Here is a 15787-nt window from a genome sequence, read left to right as displayed (position 1 = left end):
AAAGTGCAGCAGTGCCGCCTGGCGGGGCAACACTGCCTTATGTTATATCATAAACGGAAATGTAGGCATCAGTGCAAAGGCTGTGGTTTCGGGTTTGATGCGGATGGGTGCACTGGTAGAGGTACGCTCCAACTCTTCGAGGCGGCGGCGCTCTTCTTGCAGCTGGCGTTCTTTTTCTTCAATGCTGCGGCGCAGGCTGTCGCCGCTGTTGCCGCCTTTGTATTCGTAAACACCTTCGCTTTGCTCGGTGGTAGTGCTGCTCGATTGTACATCGGTAGAAACCAGGTCGCCGTTTTCGGTCATCACATAGTCCACACCAGTTTGCCAGTCAAATGAGCGGTCGTCCCAATCCCAGTCGCGGTTGCGGCGGCCAGGCTCGCCAATGCGTACGTTCATGGGTTCCAGTTTATCGGTAACCGAAGGATCGAAGCGGAGCTTTTTGCCGACAGGCACCCGTATTTCCACTACTACTTCCTGTCCGCGGAACTTGTTGTTGCGGCCGATGGCAAAACCGCTTCCCAGGTTCAGCACGCTGTCGGCGTAGTTCACGGCGTATTTAATGTTGCCGGCTCTTGTTTCGGCTGCACGACGGCTGTTGCCGCGGCTATATTTATACACCGTAACCTTGTAGTTCGAGTCTTCGCTTTTTACCACGCGGATGTCTACATTGGCCAGCTTCATGCTGTCTTCGGTGAGGTCCCAACCCATGTTTTCGTTGTCGTCTACCCACCACCAGTCGCCGCTGTATTCAATGGCAGGCTCGGCTACGTTCACCAGCATGCGGCTGTTGAGCGGCTGTGCTACCACCACATCCTGGGCCACTTCTTTTTTAAACCTGAAATCTTTTCCCAGCGATGCAGCCAGCAGCGAAGCGCTGATCCAGCCCAGGGTCCAGAGGCCCGCAAAGGTCCAACCCAGGTAGTGGCGCTGCGAACGAACTTTCATCAGGCGGCGCACCAGCCAGGTAATAAAAGCTACCAGCGGCACGGCCAGGAACAGGATGATGGTGCCCCAGAAAAATGTTTTTTGCCAAAAACCATCGAGCACAAAATCCATTATGCTTTCCTTCATTGGCCACAGGGCCGGACCACCGCCAAAAATCAGTACGATCAGGCCTACAAACAAGCCAAAGGCAATGGAGCCGGCAATGAAAATAAAGAAGGCTTTGAACAGCACACCTATTGCATGGCCGATGCCGCTGGCTACGGGGCGGGCAGTTTGGGCCACTTCGGCGGCAAAGCTGCGGCCGCGGGTGTTTACAAACTCCGATGCTTCGGCGCTAAAACGCTGGGCAGAGTCGCGTACCTCCTGGCCAAAAGCCTGGGCACGGTCCTGCACGTTTTGCTTGATGGAGTTTACATCCACCTTTTCGCCGCGCATCTCCATTTTTTCAAACGGAGAGCGGGCTTCGGGCAGCACAATCCACAGCACTATGTAAGCGAGGAAGAACGTGCCGGTGAGTGATCCTGCAAAAAAGTTGGGAAAATTGGGTCCATCAAATGGATCAAAAACACCATTCAGTACAGAGATCACAATGTTGAGCAGCAGCGGTGCGGCAAATATGAGGCGGATGGTGCTGGCCGATTTGTTGAAATAAGCACCCAGGCCACCGGCTACCCCGCCAATGATGCGGTCTTCGGGGTTGCGAAAAAGGCGTTTACCAGAATAGCCGTCCAGATCGCTTGCCGGCAAAATAGCCCAGGCAAGGATGTAGAGCAAAAAGCCAAAACCAAAGCCGCCAAAAGTGATGATGGCAAACAGGATGCGCACCACCGCGGGGTCGACATTGATGTAGTTGGCAATACCGGCACACACACCGCCCAGCATTTTATCGCTGCTGTCGCGGTACAGGCGGCCTTTGAAGCGCTGCTTGCCGCCGGTGCTTTGGCTGTAAGTAAAATTGGGCTCGTAAGGGGCGCCGGCAGTTTGGCTTGCGGCTTCGCCTTCGGTGGCTTCAAAATCTTCTACGCGGCCCATGGAACCGATGATTTCGTCCATATCGGCTTCGGTAACGGCGGCGGCACCTTTGCGTACTTTATCGTTCATCAGTTCGGCAATGCGGCTTTCAATGTCGTTGATGATCTCGTCGCGGCCTTCTTCGGCGGCAAAGTAGCGGCGCAGGCTTTCGATATAGCGTTGCAAACTTTCATAAGCAGCGTCTTCGATGGGAATTACCCTGCCGGAAAGGTTGATGTTAATAATCTTTTTCATTGTTATTGCGGTTTGGTTGAAGTTTCGATCGTTGACTGGCTGGTAAGTGCATTGACGCCGTTGGAGAGTTCCTGCCATGTTTGCTCCAGTTCGCTGTAAAAGGCGGCTCCTTTTTCAGTGAGGGAGAAGTATTTGCGGGGCGGCCCGGAAGAACTTTCCACCCACCGGTAGGTGAGCATGTCGGCGTTTTTGAGGCGGGTGAGCAGGGGATATAATGTGCCTTCCAGAATCTGAAGGTTGGCGGCCCGCATTTCTTCCACAATATCGGAGGGGTAGGCCTCACCCCGGCGAATGATGGAAAGAATGCAAAACTCCAGAATCCCCTTCCGCATTTGGCTTTGTGTGTTTTCGATATTCATATCGGTAACCTCCTTCTGGGTTTTTGTTTTGTTGAAACAAAGCTAATTGAGTTTTTAGTACTATGCAAACTAAAGTACCAGTTTTTTTATGGTAACTGATGCTGCCGAGTATTGTCAACACGCCATTTCGTTTGATTATCAACGGTTAAAAGAGTTTATCAAATAATAAGAAGTTTTTGGGCGGCAATAAAATGGGATGGATGGACATCAAAAAAGCGTCCGGATGGACGCTTTTGGGCTTAAACGATAATTTTTTAGACTTGGGCTTTACGGAGTAATACCAAAAAAAAACGAATTGCTGGTATGCCGCATCAACGCCGGCTCCATATGGACCGGCACAGGCATGTTTTGATATAAGTTACAGGACAACGATTACCAACCGCTTGCAAACGTTGCCTTGTTCGTGCCCTGTTTTAATCAACAATATTTAGTTCAAACGCGTATCGCGAATGGCATCAGACAACTGTGATTCGATGGCATATAGCCAGCGCAGTGAACCGGGGTTAAGTTTCCACCTGTTTTCTGCAGCGCGGCTCAGGCTAAAAGAAATAGGCTTTTGTTTTTCATCTTTCGATGTAATAAAAAACTTGACGCCGTTCATATTCTCCATCCTTGTAAATACAAACAGCCTGCTTTCATTGTCCACTAATATTTCCTTTGAAAATCGATCCATGATGTATTGTTTAAACGATGAAAAAAGGATACAATAAAAAACCCCGGATAACCGGGGCTTTTTATTGTATCGTTGTATTAATACCTGTTCTTGTTATAACTGTCGCTGTTATTAAAGTTGCGGGCAGGCCTGTCTTCTTTAGGCTTAGCCTCCATTACCTTAATGGTTCTGCCGTCAACGTTTGCTTCATTCAATTCAGCAATCGCTTTTTTAGACGCAGCATCATCGCTCATTTCCACAAAACCAAAACCTCTGGAGCGGCCTGTTTCCCTGTCATTGATAATCTTGGCAGAAGTTACTTCACCATAAGGTGCAAAAAATTCTCTTAAGTCTTCATCCTGTACGTTGAAGCTTAAGTTTGAAACGTAAATGTTCATTCTTAAAAAATAAGTAGATTAATATGTACTTGAGGAAGGCGAAGAGTAAAAACTAACTAAGATGCAACGGAGCAGGATAATTACTGAATACTAGTGCGAGGCTCAAATTGACTTGGTGAAGATAGGGTAATTAAACGGAAGGCTAAGAAAACAAATCACAAAGAATATACAACATGCCATTTCAACCGCTGCTGGTACGCCGCCCCAGTTACCCCCACGGCATACCAACAACGGCCAAATGGGGAATATTACTATTTAAAAGTTCATTACTTATGTACTATCGGGATCCAAATAGTAATAGGATCAGCAAGATAAATGGACCCTTCAAGCTGCCGACCGTTGAACTCGGTATAGCCATCACCAATCCATTTAGGTGCTTGCCCCTGCTTACAGGGGAAATCAGGCGTAATGAAAAACACCGGAAAAACAAAATCCATACTCGAGTAATTTTTTTCTTTAAACATTTTTAAAAGCGGATGTATATCGAGTCGTTTTTCAATGCGCTTCAACTCGTATTTGAATACGGCAGGAGCACTGTCTGAAAATGCAAAGCCTTCAATATTTCCTTCTTTTACCGATACTTTCAACATAAAAATCCGTGAAGAGCAGGTGTCGGTGATCCATTCATTTGATATACTAAACCCTCTTTCAAAAGAGCGTACAAATGGTTTTAAGGTTTCATAATTCACCTGGCTTTTAGCCGCAGTATACCCGAACAACAGGATAAGGATCAGAATCTTTGCCTTCATAAGTATTAGTTACATTTTGTACCGGCGTTGCCAGTCAGATGCTGAGTGTTATTGAAAATAATTCTATTCTTTACATCCGTTGATAACAAACCCCATTGCTGAGTTTGTTCTAATCCACCCCAACATAGGTCCTGAGCAACTATAGGGTCTAATGACGGATACATACTTAAAACAGCAGTTGTCATACGATTGAGGGTGGTTGGGTCAGCCATTATTCCATGGCTGATATTATCTGGAATCACTTTTCCCTTGTTATGACTAATCCATGCATGCATCACTTCGTGAAATATTGTTGCTGCAATGTATTCTTTCGAACTTGCAGGTAGTTTTTGTGAATTAAGCCTAATTCTATATCTCACAATTCCGGATGCAGTACCCTCCGGGGATGTTGTAGCATCATCAGATTCATCCAAGAGCGTACCATCTTCAAACATTAAATCTAAATCCTCATTTAAACTAAAAGTATTGTTGATAAATGCAACCAGCTCATGTCGTATATTATTACTAATCGCGGCATCCACCATTCCCCTAAGACAAGAGTTTTCAACATTGTTTATAACGTTCTCAGGTTCCCATGCATTTTCATCACAAGGATTAAGCACATACGTGGTACCACTTGCATCCTGCCAGGTAGTTTGTGCTGTGCCCTGTTGTACTGGACATGGGTCTGGATCTACAATACCACCATCTGTCATTTCTCCTCCGCCACCGCCTTCATCCGGTTGAAAGTTTTGCCAGTCTCCAGGCTCATTGTCATTTACAAATTCTGTTTTGCAGATGCTGCGGGTGGCACAGCTTCCCGGGGTGGTTGACCCTCCCACATACACGCAAGATTTGTAAGGTTTACAAGTAGTTACCAGTGAACTCAACTGGTTATTCGGATCGCTGCTGCTTTGGGCCGCTTCAAAACTAATGCGGAACCGATCGCCAATTTTTCCGCCCATTATACGGCCATCATTTACCACAAAATTCTTGTAGCCAAACAACTGTTCTTCCATCATCGCAAAAAGCAGCATCAGTTTTCTGGCGTTCCACTGTCCGGCCGTTTCCTCAAAACCATAATCGGGGTAGTGCTGGCGGTAAACAATTTTGTATGCCGTGTCTGCACCTTTTACTTTTACCATCAATAAAGCACTTACCCGTTTAGCTCCCGGTTTTACAAATGGAACGGCATACATTTTCTTTTTAACTGTTCCCTTAGCCTCCATGCCCATTATGCCGCTGCCGCCTTCGGTTATGCGCAAGGCATCATTCCATTTCGGCATGCCTGCCTGCTGAGAAAGCTTGTTAATGAAAGCAGTGCGGTTGTTGCGTTCGCTTAGCCTGCCTGCAACTATTTTCATGGTGGCATCTGTTTGTGCCGAAACATCAAAAAACTCGTTGGCCAATTTTTGAGAAGCAGGATCCGTTGTTGTGTCATCAGCCTTGCGGCACCATGTAAGTACAAAAGCCAGGCTAATTAACAGGCATGTATTAGTTAGAAAAAGAAAACGCTTTGGTTGCATGTTATTTTATTAGATGCGCAATATAAATGAGCTGCTTAAATTAATGCATACGGTAAACACCTGACTGGTTTAGTAATTTTACGATTCCATAACTCTTATTGAAAGATTTTTTACACCGCATTTTTACGCCATTGCTGGTGTGGTGGGATGGCTAATGTGCGCCAGCCCACCAGCAACCAACTAAGTAGTTGGTACGCTACCGCACCAAGCACTGCCGCATACCAACTACGGCGTAACCACCATTCATAACATGACCATAAACAGAAAGCGCCTTGCAGCGCCTTCCTATCAATCCTTTCTAATCATTACCATCACTGGTTCCTATTTCTTCAACCCGATCTCCGCCAGCCGCTCGTCCAGGTATTCACCGGCGGTAGCATCTTCATAAGCTTTAGGGTTAGCGGCATCCACGCATCCTTCCAAGCAAGCCAAATTCATCGACGCTTTGGGATGCAGGAAAAACGGGATGGAATAACGGCTGGTGTTCCACAGTTCCCGCGGCGGGTTTACCACGCGGTGCGTGGTGGACCGCAGCTTGTTGTTGGTGAGCCGCTGCAACATATCGCCCACATTAACCACAATCTGCTCCGGCAGCGAGGTTACGCCTACCCATTCATTTTGTTTGGTCAATATCTGCAAACCATCGGCAGAAGCACCTACTAATAAAGTAATGAGGTTGATGTCTTCATGCTGCTCGGCCCGGATGGAGCTTTTGGGTTCGCCGATAATAGGCGGGTAATGAATGGCCCGCAAAATGGAATTGCCGTTGTGCACATACTGCTCAAAATATTGTTCGTCGAGGCCCAGGTACAGCGCAATAGCCTGCAGCAGGGCACGGCCGCTGCGTTCAAAGTTTTTATAAGCAGCCAGCAGCGTAGGCGTAAACTGCGGCACTTCGGCCACCACTACATTGTCGGGGTATTGCGCCTTGATGGGATCACCGTCTTCCACCGTTTGCCCAAACTGGAAAAACTCTTTCAGGTCGGGTGCTTCAAATCCTTTGGCGTGTTCGCGGCCAAAAGATGTGTAGCCCCGCTGGCCGGCCAGCTCCTTTTTCTCGTACGATAATTTTACATCGGTAGGCAGCGCAAAAAAATGCTGCACGTATTGATAGAGGTCGGCAATTAAATCATCGGGGATGCCGTGGTTTTTTACCGCTACAAAACCCACTTCTTCATAGGCATTGCCCAGCGCCTGCACAAATTGTTGCTTGCGGGCAGCATCGCCACTCAGAAAATCGGACAGGTCTACCACAGGGATCGTCATAACACAATTTTTTATTTAGGGAAATGAGGGCAAATTTACACCGCCGGTTACTCACACAAAATTTATTGTACCTATGCGCGGTCTGTTCCTTTTCCTTCCTGCATTTTGGCTGATGGCATGCACTGCGCAACGAGCGGGTTATACACATGATCAGGCAATCACTAAGCCGGGTACTGCCCCGCAATACAACGATCTTTTTTATTGGGCAGCACATCCGCACAAATGGGATCCGTCGGACAGTGTGCCACAACCCCTGCGCAGCGAACGGCGCGATACCATTGCCGATGTATTTTTTATACACCCTACCACGTTTACACAAAAAGGATTGCAGGGAAATGCATTGCTGCACGATACCGGGTTGAACCGCAAAACGGATGGCAGCAGCATCCTGTTCCAGGCATCGGCATTCAACCAGCATGCACGGGTGTTTGCACCCCGCTACCGGCAGGCGCACTACGGTTCATTTTTTCTTGATTCAGCTGCAGCTATTCCCATTTTTGATACGGCCTATAATGACGTAAAAACAGCCTTTGCATTTTACCTGCAACACCATCACAACAACCGTCCAATTGTTATTGCAGCGCATAGCCAGGGTGCACTGCTGGCCATCAGGCTGCTGCACGATTTTTTTGACGGCAAGCCTTTGCAACAACACCTGGTGGCCGCATACATTGTTGGCTGGCTGGTTAAGCGCAACGAGTTTGCACAAATACAGGTGTGCAGCACACCGGGGCAAACCGGTTGCTTTGCCAGTTGGCGCACATTTAAAGAAGGCTATGTGCCCCCTTATATTGCTTTGGAAAAAGGCAGTGCAGCCGTGGTAAACCCGCTGCACTGGCGCATATCGGATGATGTGGCGCCATACAGCCTGAACAAAGGCAGCGTGCTGCGCCAGTTTAATAAAGTGGTGCCGCATGTGGCCGATGCACGCATTGTGCCGCAGGGTGTGTTATGGGTAAGCAAGCTGCGCTTTCCGGGAGCTTTCTTACTCAACACCTCCAACTACCACATTGGCGACATCAACCTGTTTTATGTAAATGTGCGGCAAAATGTTGCCGATCGCATTAGGGCATTTTTACAGCATTAGCGCCAGCATCCATCCATGCAGTTTCAGCTTCGGTTGGTGCCACCAGTGCATAGCGGGTTACGCCGTTGATGGTTACTTCATCAAGTACATCCACCACGTTTTTGTAGGATGCATCAGCCGAAGGTTTTACCATCAGCACTAAGTCTTTGGCAGAGCGGCCTGTGGCAAGCAGCTGCTGTTGCTTTTGCCTGATGAGGGCACCAACACCTTTGGTGATGTGATAGTTGCTGTGCACGATTTTTTTATTATGCATAGCATCGTCCCAAAAGCCTTGGTATGCGGCCACTTGATTATTTCGGCCAAGCAACACCGTTAGTGTTACCGATTCGCCTGAATCCATAGGTGGTCCATCGGCCGGCACGGCCAGCGGCATCACTGCCTGGCTGCCCATGGTGGTAGTAAAAATAAAAAAGGTGATGAGCAAAAAGCCCAGGTCAACAAGCGGGGTCATATCTACACGCAGCGATGGACGGTACATGCGGGGCCCTTTGCCGCTGGCAGATGGTGTGGGTAAGCTGGCCATGGTTTATTTTTAATGATAAGATTCAGTACGGCACAAAATGCACATCATTTCAGACCCGATTTTTGTTTGTAGCTTTCAACAGGTGCCGTGGTGCCGTTTTTGCCACCCAAAAAACGCTATATGAATACGATCATCATTCCTACCGATTTTTCAGCCAGTGCAGAAAATGCTGCGGTGTTTGCCGCACACCTGGCACGCCAGGTGCAGGCCCGCCTGCTGCTGGTGCATGTATATCAAATACCGGTAACCATGAATGACATGCCGGTGATGGTGTTATCGGCCGATGAACTGCGCCGCAGCGCCGACGAGCAACTGACCCGCCAGCGCACCGATCTGCAGGGGCAGTTTGGCGATGTAGTGATAGAAGCGGAAAGCCGCCTCGGCAACATCAACGACGAGCTGGACGATCTTTGCCAGGAAATAAAGCCAGTGGCACTGGTAATGGGTACTCATGGTACCAGCGGGCTGGAACGGATGCTTTTTGGCAGTACAACGGCGTCGGTTATGCGCCACAACCAACTGCCCGTGATTGCCGTGCCCAAAGACCATAAACGATATGGGCTGCGCAAGATAGTGCTGGCTGCCGACCTCCTGGATCAATCGAAAATACCCACGCAACGCATCATCGAAGTAACACAGCAACTCGGTGCATCGCTCGACCTGGTGCATGTGGCCATCAACAACGCATCCACCACCGATGCTTCGCGCCAACTGTTGGAAAAACTGCAGCCGCTGCAACCCAGTTTTCATACCGTACAGCACCAAAATGTTCGCGATGGATTGGTGCAATACCTGCTCGATTACGAGGCCGATTTACTGATGGTTTTACCACATGAACACAACCTGATTGAACGCCTGTTTTTTAAACTGCATACCGAAGATATTGTGCGGCATGCACCCGTGCCGGTGATGGCGATCAGGTGTTGAGAGAAGTCCGAAGACAGAAGTCCGGAAAGTCGGAAGACGAGATTTGCAGTTGTAAGTGTCTTTTGATTTTCCGGATTTTATGTTTTGTGGTTTAACTCAATGACCTGCGCAGACCGGTGATCATGGCCAGAATTTCTTCACACGAAGAATAAATCATAGAAAAGTCTTCATGACTGATGATGTTGCGTTTTTGTGCAATGAAAATGCAGCCGACAACTTCAATATTTGAACGCAAAGCGATTTGCAGAAATCTACTGAATTCATTATTGGATAAACTGGTGGAACCTTCTGCGATGTTTAAACAAATAGAATCAGCGGCACGTTTTATTTGCGTTGCCAGTACAAACATTTCTTCCTTTGGAAATTTTCTGGAAACATCATGAACAACGCCTGTTAGTTCAAGCGCTTTTTGCCAAACCGTAAGTTTTTCAAATTTGAATGGCATTGCAGTTAGTTTGAAGTAAAATACAAATTGCTTCAAACAAAAAAAGTCCGGAAAGCCAAAAGACGCTCAGTACAACAGTACCCGTCCTCCGACTTTCCGGACTTCCGTCTTCGGACTTCTACTAAAACTCCGCACTCTTCGGCGTACGCGGAAAAGCAATCACATCGCGGATGTTACCCATGCCGGTAACAAATTGCACCATGCGTTCAAAGCCAAGGCCAAAGCCTGCATGCGGCACGGTACCAAAGCGGCGGGTATCGAGGTACCACCACAATTCTTCGTGTGGAATGTTCATGGCGGTCATGCGTTGCTCCAGTTTATCGAGGCGTTCCTCACGTTGCGAGCCACCCACAATTTCACCAATGCCTGGTGCCAGGATATCCATGGCAGCAACAGTTTCGCGGCCGGGTGCACAACCATCATCCTGGCGCATATAAAACGCTTTGATAGCAGCCGGGTAGTTGGTAACGATCACTGGTTTTTTAAAATGCTTTTCTACCAAATAGCGTTCGTGTTCGCTTTGCATATCAATGCCCCAGGCCACATCGTACTGAAACTTTTTCTTTTTATAATGCGGCGACTGCAGCAAGATATCAATGGCTTCAGTGTAGGTAATGCGTTCAAATTTATTGTCCACCACAAACTGTAATTTCTGGATCAGGTCCATTTCGCTGCGTTCGGCTTGCGGCTTGCTTTTTTCTTCGTCCAATAGGCGCTGGCGCAAAAACTCAAGGTCTTCTGCGTTGTGCTCCATCACGTGTCGAATGAGGTATTGAATAAATTCTTCGGCAAGGTTCGCGTTGTCTTCCAGATCGCAAAAAGCCATCTCTGGTTCAATCATCCAAAACTCCGCAAGGTGCCGTGCCGTGTTGGAGTTTTCGGCGCGGAATGTAGGCCCAAATGTATAAATCTCACCAAAGGCAGTAGCACCCAGTTCGCCTTCCAGTTGTCCGCTCACCGTAAGGTTGGTGGCACGGCCAAAAAAGTCTTCTGCAAAATCAATGGTGCCATCTTCTTTGCGCGGCGGGTTATCGAACGGTAATGTAGAAACGCGAAACATTTCACCGGCACCTTCTGCATCCGATGCAGTAATGATAGGCGTATGCAGGTACACAAAACCTTTTTCGTTGTAAAACTTATGTACCGCAAATGCCAGCGAATGGCGGATGCGAAACACCGATCCAAATGTGTTGGTGCGAAAACGCAGGTGCGCTATTTCACGCAAAAACTCGAGGCTGTGTTTTTTGGGTTGCAGCGGGTATTTTTCCGAATCCGAATCGCCCAGGATTTCCACATGTTCGGCCTTTACTTCCACAGCCTGTCCTTTGCCCAACGATGCCACAACAGTACCGGTAACTTTCAGCGATGCCGATGTGGTAATGCGCCGCAGCAGCGCATCATCAAACTTACCCAGCTCCAGCACCACTTGCAGGTTGGCGTTGGTAGAGCCATCGTTGAGGGCTACAAACTGATTGTTGCGAAATGTACGCACCCAGCCCATTACCGTCACCGATTGTCCTTCGGGCTGCATTTGCAACAGCGCTTTTATTTTGGTCCTGTTATTGAACATATAAAATTAGAATGAGGGGCAAAGATAATGGAGCAAAAGGAGCAATTTGCGCCTGATAATTAGCATGAGCCTGATATTGGCGGCGACCGAAAAATTTTTGGTTTTCTCTTTTTAGGCGTATAATTGCAGCGGAATGCGTTGAGCGATCAATCCCTTATTCTCTCGCAACAACCGGTTTTCAATTTTTTTCCATTCAATTTTTAGCAACGCCTCATAGCTATCTGCCATACCAGGGCGTAAAAAAGAACTTTCATTTAGTATGTACGATATTTTGCAATTGAACGATATGATCGTTCCTGAATTGCTGGACATTGCCGAACAACTTCGCATTGACAACGCCAACAAATTAGATAAGCAGGAACTTATTTATAAAATACTGGATCGCCAGGCTGTAGTTGCCAGCGAAGGCAAGGCTGCTCCGCAAGGCGACCGTCCGCGCCGCAAACGCATCATCAAAGCGTCTACGGCCAACTCCACCGAAGAGGCAGTAGTGGAAGATATTGCACCGGACCCCGTACCTGAAGCAGCAGCAGTTGTTGCACCAGCCCCCGAGCCGGCAGCAGCGCCCCAGCAACAAGCCGATGGCAAACGCATTGTACGCAAAGCGGCACCGGTAAAAAAAGAAGCACCACAAAAACAGGAAGCGCCGCTAAAGCGTGGCCGCAAAAAGCAGGACGAAGCAGCACCCGTTGCCCCCGAACTGCAACTGCAACTGCCGGTAGCCGAACCCGAAGCAGCACAGCAACCCGAACAACCCGCTCAGGAAGAAGTGCAAGCGCCGGAAAACGCGATTTCGGATGCAGCCCGCGCCGAAAAATTTTTACAGGCCACCAACAAGCTTTTTGAAAAACGCCGCGAACAACAGTTCAATATCGAATTTGATGGCATCATCATTGGCGAAGGCGTTTTGGAAATGATGCCTGATGGTTATGGCTTTCTCCGCTCCTCCGATTACAACTATCTTTCTTCTCCCGATGATATTTATGTGTCGCCCTCACAGATCAAATTGTTTGGTCTGAAAACCGGCGATACCGTATACGGCTCGGTACGTCCACCAAAAGAAGGCGAGAAATATTTTGCTCTCCTGAAAGTGGATACTATCAATGGTAAAAAACCGGAAGATGTACGGGACCGCGTTCCATTCGATTACCTCACGCCGCTGTTTCCGTTTGAGAAACTGAACCTGTTTACCACGCCCACCAATTATAGCACCCGCATCGTTGACCTGTTTACCCCCATTGGTAAAGGCCAGCGCGGACTGATTGTGGCGCAGCCAAAAGTGGGTAAAACAGTGCTGCTGAAAGAAGTGGCCAACGCTATTGCAGCCAACCACCCAGATGTGTACCTGATGGTGGTACTGATTGACGAACGCCCTGAAGAAGTTACCGATATGGAACGCTCTGTACGTGCCGAGGTAATTGCTTCTACGTTTGACGAGCCCGCCGAAAAACACGTGAAGGTTTCTACCATTGCCATGCAAAAAGCAAAGCGCCTGGTAGAGTGCGGCCACGATGTGGTGATCCTGCTCGACTCTATTACCCGCCTGGCCCGTGCACACAACACCGTGGCGCCATCGTCGGGTAAAGTATTGTCGGGTGGTGTGGAAGCCAACGCCATGCAAAAGCCAAAACAATTTTTTGGCGCAGCCCGCAAAATTGAATTTGGCGGATCGCTCACCATTATTGCTACAGCACTGGTGGATACCGGTTCGAAGATGGATGAAGTGATCTTTGAAGAATTTAAAGGTACCGGCAACATGGAACTGCAACTGGACCGCCGCCTGGCCAACCGCCGGATTTTCCCGGCCATCGACCTTACGGCATCGAGCACCCGCCGAGATGATTTGCTGTTGGACAAAGACGTGCTGCAGCGCATGAACCTGCTGCGCGTATATCTTACCGATATGAACACCGAAGAAGCAATGAACGAATTGCTGAAACGGATGCGGGGCACCAAAAGCAACGAAGAGTTTTTGGCCAGCATGAACCGATAATTATCAAATGCATTATATTGTAAAAATGCCCTCTGACCGGAGGGCATTTTTTATGGTGGCAAAACCAGCAGCCAAGAATTTTTCGACCGCCGGGCAAGAATCCGGAAAAGAATACGTTTTTTTACAATCTGATCCAGTTCCTGAAAAACGGCCATCCGCCAACCAACATGAAAAACCTTTTTTGTTTTATACTTCTATTAAGCGCCTGCTCCCTTCATGCCCAAAACATCAGCGGCTTTTACTCCGGCACGTTGCTGAACGACAGCACCGGCAAAGAACAACAATACGAGCTTGCCTTGAGCGAATACCGCGGCAAGATCACTGGCTACTCCTACACCACCTTTATTGTAGATGACAAGTTTTATTACAGTGTAAAGCGTGTGAAAGCACAACGCAACAATGGCACACTGGAAGTGGAAGATGTAAAAATGCTGGGTAATAATTTTCCGCAGGCACCCGACAAAGGTGTGCGGCAGGTGATGATCATTCCGTTGAACGAAAGGGACAGCATTACCGAAATAAAAGGCACCTGGAAAACCACTGAATCGAAAAAACATCGCTTTTACTCAATTGGTGGTGCTATGGAAATGCGCCGCGAAGCAGACAGTAGCCGCATGGCGTTGCTTGGGCATTTGAAAGACCTGGGCGAATGGCAACAACCCGTTGCACAGCCTGCACCGCAAACCATTGCTGCTGCACCAACACCGGCGGCAAAACAATCCACGCCGAAAGCTACAGAACCCAAGCCCGCAGCGGAAAACAAAAATCCTGTTGCCCCTCCGGTATTGGCTTATAACAAACGTTCCGAACAAGTGGCCGAACGCTTTGTGGCCACCACCGATAGCCTGGTGCTGCATTTTTACGACAACGGTATGGTGGATGGCGATACCATTTCGGTGTACCTCAATGGGACCAATATCATCAGCAAAACGAAACTTACTGCAGCAGCAGCCAAGCAAACCATTCAACTCGATCCTTCCATTGAAGTGCATAAGCTGGTGCTGGTTGCTGAAAACCTGGGCACCATTCCGCCCAACACCGGACTGCTGGTAATCCAGGATGGTACACAGCGCCACCAGGTGCATTTCACCGCCGACCTGCAAACCAATGCAGCCATCGAGTTTAGAAGAAGAAAGGATAAATAGGAGCGCACAAAAAAACCCATGCAGTAAACACGCTGCATGGGTTCGAATATCGTTTATTACACTGCTATTTTATGGCATCAATTTGCGCGGCCAGCTTGCGGTCTTTATCGGTGATGGTGTTGCCGGCGCTGTGTGTATTCAGCCAAATTTCTACTGTATTCCACACATTGGTCCAACGTGGATGATGATTGGCTTTTTCGGCCAGCAGCGCCACACGGGTCATGAACGCAAATGCTTCCGAAAAATCCGCAAATTCAAACTTGCGGTACAGTGCATTATTTTGTTCCTGCCACATGGGGATAATTTAAACATGAGGAAATTTGAACATTTGAAAATGGAATGCGTTCGAATTAAAACGCAGCTGCTACAGCACACACATTTTCATCAAGCAACGGGCTGTTTTATTTTCAAATTAATGAATCTTCAAATCTTCAAATTAAAACACCAGATGTTCCTTGTTGCGGATCTTTTCGTTGTTTAATTCGGTAACCAGTTGCACGCCACGAATTTGTTTGATAGAGTGCACCAGGTGATCGAGTTGCGTGGTTTCAGCATCATCGCCTTTCAGCAACCACAAAAAATCCAGGTGCCTGAATTCGGGCAGCAGGTACTCGCCATCAAACTGGTTGTTGTACAGGTAATGCTCCACCGAGTTGTAAGGCTCGCAGTATTGGTAAATGGCAAAAAAGTAATTGCGCTTTTTCTTGGTGAGCTGTATTTCGATTTCGTTGTTGATTCTGAAATCAATGCCAAGCTTGTGATTGAGTTGCCAGCAAAACTGGTAATCCTTGATTGGCGCCATGATGCCCAGCAAGCGTGTTTCTGCAAAAAAGCAGTCGGTCATTTCTCTAGGATCAAGTACTAATTTCATTACTACCAAGTTACTAAGTACACAAATGTAGGGTGCTCAAATCAGGTTTATATGCGGGAATAAATGTCCACAATATGCCCAATGTA

Annotated in this window: 16 protein-coding genes; 4 read left to right on the top strand and 12 right to left on the bottom strand. The window is 48.1% G+C overall.

Annotated features, from left to right (window positions below):
- Positions 1-42: 42 nt before the first annotated feature.
- The 7 genes from DRJ53_RS05685 to DRJ53_RS05655 form a co-directional block, all read right to left on the bottom strand.
- Complete coding sequence (locus tag DRJ53_RS05685) at positions 43-2211, bottom strand: PspC domain-containing protein (RefSeq protein WP_162303811.1); 2169 nt, start codon at positions 2209-2211, stop codon at positions 43-45.
- A gap of 2 nt (positions 2212-2213) precedes the next feature.
- The gene (locus DRJ53_RS05680) at positions 2214-2543 is read right to left on the bottom strand and encodes a PadR family transcriptional regulator (RefSeq protein ID WP_240040716.1); all 330 of its coding nucleotides are present in this window, start codon (positions 2541-2543) and stop codon (positions 2214-2216) included.
- A gap of 454 nt (positions 2544-2997) precedes the next feature.
- Complete coding sequence (locus DRJ53_RS05675; protein WP_114234626.1) at positions 2998-3243, bottom strand: hypothetical protein; 246 nt, start codon at positions 3241-3243, stop codon at positions 2998-3000.
- A gap of 77 nt (positions 3244-3320) precedes the next feature.
- On the bottom strand, positions 3321-3620 hold the full coding sequence (locus tag DRJ53_RS05670; RefSeq protein ID WP_114234625.1) for an RNA recognition motif domain-containing protein: 300 nt from the start codon (positions 3618-3620) through the stop codon (positions 3321-3323).
- Between the two features lie 266 nt (positions 3621-3886).
- A complete protein-coding gene (locus DRJ53_RS05665; protein WP_123893384.1) occupies positions 3887-4369 on the bottom strand; it encodes a hypothetical protein in 483 nt (160 codons plus the stop codon).
- Positions 4370-4374: 5 nt separating this feature from the next.
- The gene (locus tag DRJ53_RS05660; protein ID WP_114234623.1) at positions 4375-5874 is read right to left on the bottom strand and encodes a hypothetical protein; all 1500 of its coding nucleotides are present in this window, start codon (positions 5872-5874) and stop codon (positions 4375-4377) included.
- A gap of 321 nt (positions 5875-6195) precedes the next feature.
- Positions 6196-7140: an isopenicillin N synthase family dioxygenase gene (locus tag DRJ53_RS05655; RefSeq protein ID WP_114234622.1), complete on the bottom strand. Its 945-nt coding sequence runs from the start codon at positions 7138-7140 to the stop codon at positions 6196-6198.
- Between the two features lie 73 nt (positions 7141-7213).
- Between DRJ53_RS05655 and DRJ53_RS05650 the strand changes: the two genes are divergently transcribed.
- On the top strand, positions 7214-8227 hold the full coding sequence (locus DRJ53_RS05650; RefSeq protein ID WP_114234621.1) for a DUF3089 domain-containing protein: 1014 nt from the start codon (positions 7214-7216) through the stop codon (positions 8225-8227).
- Here the strand turns inward: DRJ53_RS05650 and DRJ53_RS05645 are convergent.
- Complete coding sequence (locus DRJ53_RS05645) at positions 8205-8750, bottom strand: ExbD/TolR family protein (RefSeq protein WP_114234620.1); 546 nt, start codon at positions 8748-8750, stop codon at positions 8205-8207. The genes DRJ53_RS05650 and DRJ53_RS05645 overlap by 23 nt on opposite strands.
- Before the next feature lie 120 nt (positions 8751-8870).
- Here DRJ53_RS05645 and DRJ53_RS05640 point away from each other — a divergent pair, with 120 nt between their 5' ends.
- The gene (locus DRJ53_RS05640) at positions 8871-9677 is read left to right on the top strand and encodes a universal stress protein (protein ID WP_123893382.1); all 807 of its coding nucleotides are present in this window, start codon (positions 8871-8873) and stop codon (positions 9675-9677) included.
- Between the two features lie 91 nt (positions 9678-9768).
- Here the strand turns inward: DRJ53_RS05640 and DRJ53_RS05635 are convergent, their stop codons facing one another.
- Positions 9769-10122 carry a four helix bundle protein gene (locus DRJ53_RS05635; RefSeq protein ID WP_114234771.1) on the bottom strand — a complete coding sequence of 118 codons (354 nt, stop codon included), beginning with the start codon at positions 10120-10122 and terminating at the stop codon, positions 9769-9771.
- Between the two features lie 121 nt (positions 10123-10243).
- A complete protein-coding gene (gene asnS, locus DRJ53_RS05630; protein WP_114234618.1) occupies positions 10244-11692 on the bottom strand; it encodes an asparagine--tRNA ligase in 1449 nt (482 codons plus the stop codon).
- A 259-nt stretch (positions 11693-11951) separates the two neighbouring features.
- Between asnS and rho the strand changes: the two genes are divergently transcribed.
- Both rho and DRJ53_RS05620 read left to right on the top strand, forming a co-directional pair.
- A complete protein-coding gene (gene rho / locus DRJ53_RS05625; RefSeq protein WP_114234617.1) occupies positions 11952-13685 on the top strand; it encodes a transcription termination factor Rho in 1734 nt (577 codons plus the stop codon).
- 167 nt (positions 13686-13852) lie between these two features.
- Positions 13853-14830 (top strand): hypothetical protein, encoded by a 978-nt coding sequence (locus DRJ53_RS05620; RefSeq protein WP_123893380.1) that lies wholly within the window; start codon positions 13853-13855, stop codon positions 14828-14830.
- A 64-nt stretch (positions 14831-14894) separates the two neighbouring features.
- Here the strand turns inward: DRJ53_RS05620 and DRJ53_RS05615 are convergent, their stop codons facing one another.
- Positions 14895-15125, bottom strand: a complete 231-nt coding sequence (locus tag DRJ53_RS05615; protein ID WP_114234615.1) for a 4a-hydroxytetrahydrobiopterin dehydratase — start codon at positions 15123-15125, stop codon at positions 14895-14897.
- Positions 15126-15266: 141 nt separating this feature from the next.
- A complete protein-coding gene (locus DRJ53_RS05610; RefSeq protein WP_175580737.1) occupies positions 15267-15701 on the bottom strand; it encodes an IPExxxVDY family protein in 435 nt (144 codons plus the stop codon).
- Positions 15702-15787: the final 86 nt, after the last annotated feature.

The organism is Paracnuella aquatica (genome assembly GCF_003332885.2).
GTDB classification, from domain to species: Bacteria; Bacteroidota; Bacteroidia; order Chitinophagales; family Chitinophagaceae; genus Flavisolibacter; species Flavisolibacter aquaticus.
Note: the sequence above shows the minus strand (reverse complement) of the source record. Positions and strands in the feature narration are given on the sequence as shown.

What these genes read in the sequence shown, in the direction of transcription:
- DRJ53_RS05685 (WP_162303811.1), bottom strand. Translation starts at nt 2,211, where the DNA reads ATGAAAAAGATTATTAACATCAACCTTTCCGGCAGGGTAATTCCCATC.
- DRJ53_RS05680 (WP_240040716.1), bottom strand. Translation starts at nt 2,543, where the DNA reads ATGCGGAAGGGGATTCTGGAGTTTTGCATTCTTTCCATCATTCGCCGG.
- DRJ53_RS05675 (WP_114234626.1), bottom strand. Translation starts at nt 3,243, where the DNA reads ATGGATCGATTTTCAAAGGAAATATTAGTGGACAATGAAAGCAGGCTG.
- DRJ53_RS05670 (WP_114234625.1), bottom strand. Translation starts at nt 3,620, where the DNA reads ATGAACATTTACGTTTCAAACTTAAGCTTCAACGTACAGGATGAAGAC.
- DRJ53_RS05665 (WP_123893384.1), bottom strand. Translation starts at nt 4,369, where the DNA reads ATGAAGGCAAAGATTCTGATCCTTATCCTGTTGTTCGGGTATACTGCG.
- DRJ53_RS05660 (WP_114234623.1), bottom strand. Translation starts at nt 5,874, where the DNA reads ATGCAACCAAAGCGTTTTCTTTTTCTAACTAATACATGCCTGTTAATT.
- DRJ53_RS05655 (WP_114234622.1), bottom strand. Translation starts at nt 7,140, where the DNA reads ATGACGATCCCTGTGGTAGACCTGTCCGATTTTCTGAGTGGCGATGCT.
- DRJ53_RS05650 (WP_114234621.1), top strand. Translation starts at nt 7,214, where the DNA reads ATGCGCGGTCTGTTCCTTTTCCTTCCTGCATTTTGGCTGATGGCATGC.
- DRJ53_RS05645 (WP_114234620.1), bottom strand. Translation starts at nt 8,750, where the DNA reads ATGGCCAGCTTACCCACACCATCTGCCAGCGGCAAAGGGCCCCGCATG.
- DRJ53_RS05640 (WP_123893382.1), top strand. Translation starts at nt 8,871, where the DNA reads ATGAATACGATCATCATTCCTACCGATTTTTCAGCCAGTGCAGAAAAT.
- DRJ53_RS05635 (WP_114234771.1), bottom strand. Translation starts at nt 10,122, where the DNA reads ATGCCATTCAAATTTGAAAAACTTACGGTTTGGCAAAAAGCGCTTGAA.
- asnS (WP_114234618.1), bottom strand. Translation starts at nt 11,692, where the DNA reads ATGTTCAATAACAGGACCAAAATAAAAGCGCTGTTGCAAATGCAGCCC.
- rho (WP_114234617.1), top strand. Translation starts at nt 11,952, where the DNA reads ATGTACGATATTTTGCAATTGAACGATATGATCGTTCCTGAATTGCTG.
- DRJ53_RS05620 (WP_123893380.1), top strand. Translation starts at nt 13,853, where the DNA reads ATGAAAAACCTTTTTTGTTTTATACTTCTATTAAGCGCCTGCTCCCTT.
- DRJ53_RS05615 (WP_114234615.1), bottom strand. Translation starts at nt 15,125, where the DNA reads ATGTGGCAGGAACAAAATAATGCACTGTACCGCAAGTTTGAATTTGCG.
- DRJ53_RS05610 (WP_175580737.1), bottom strand. Translation starts at nt 15,701, where the DNA reads ATGAAATTAGTACTTGATCCTAGAGAAATGACCGACTGCTTTTTTGCA.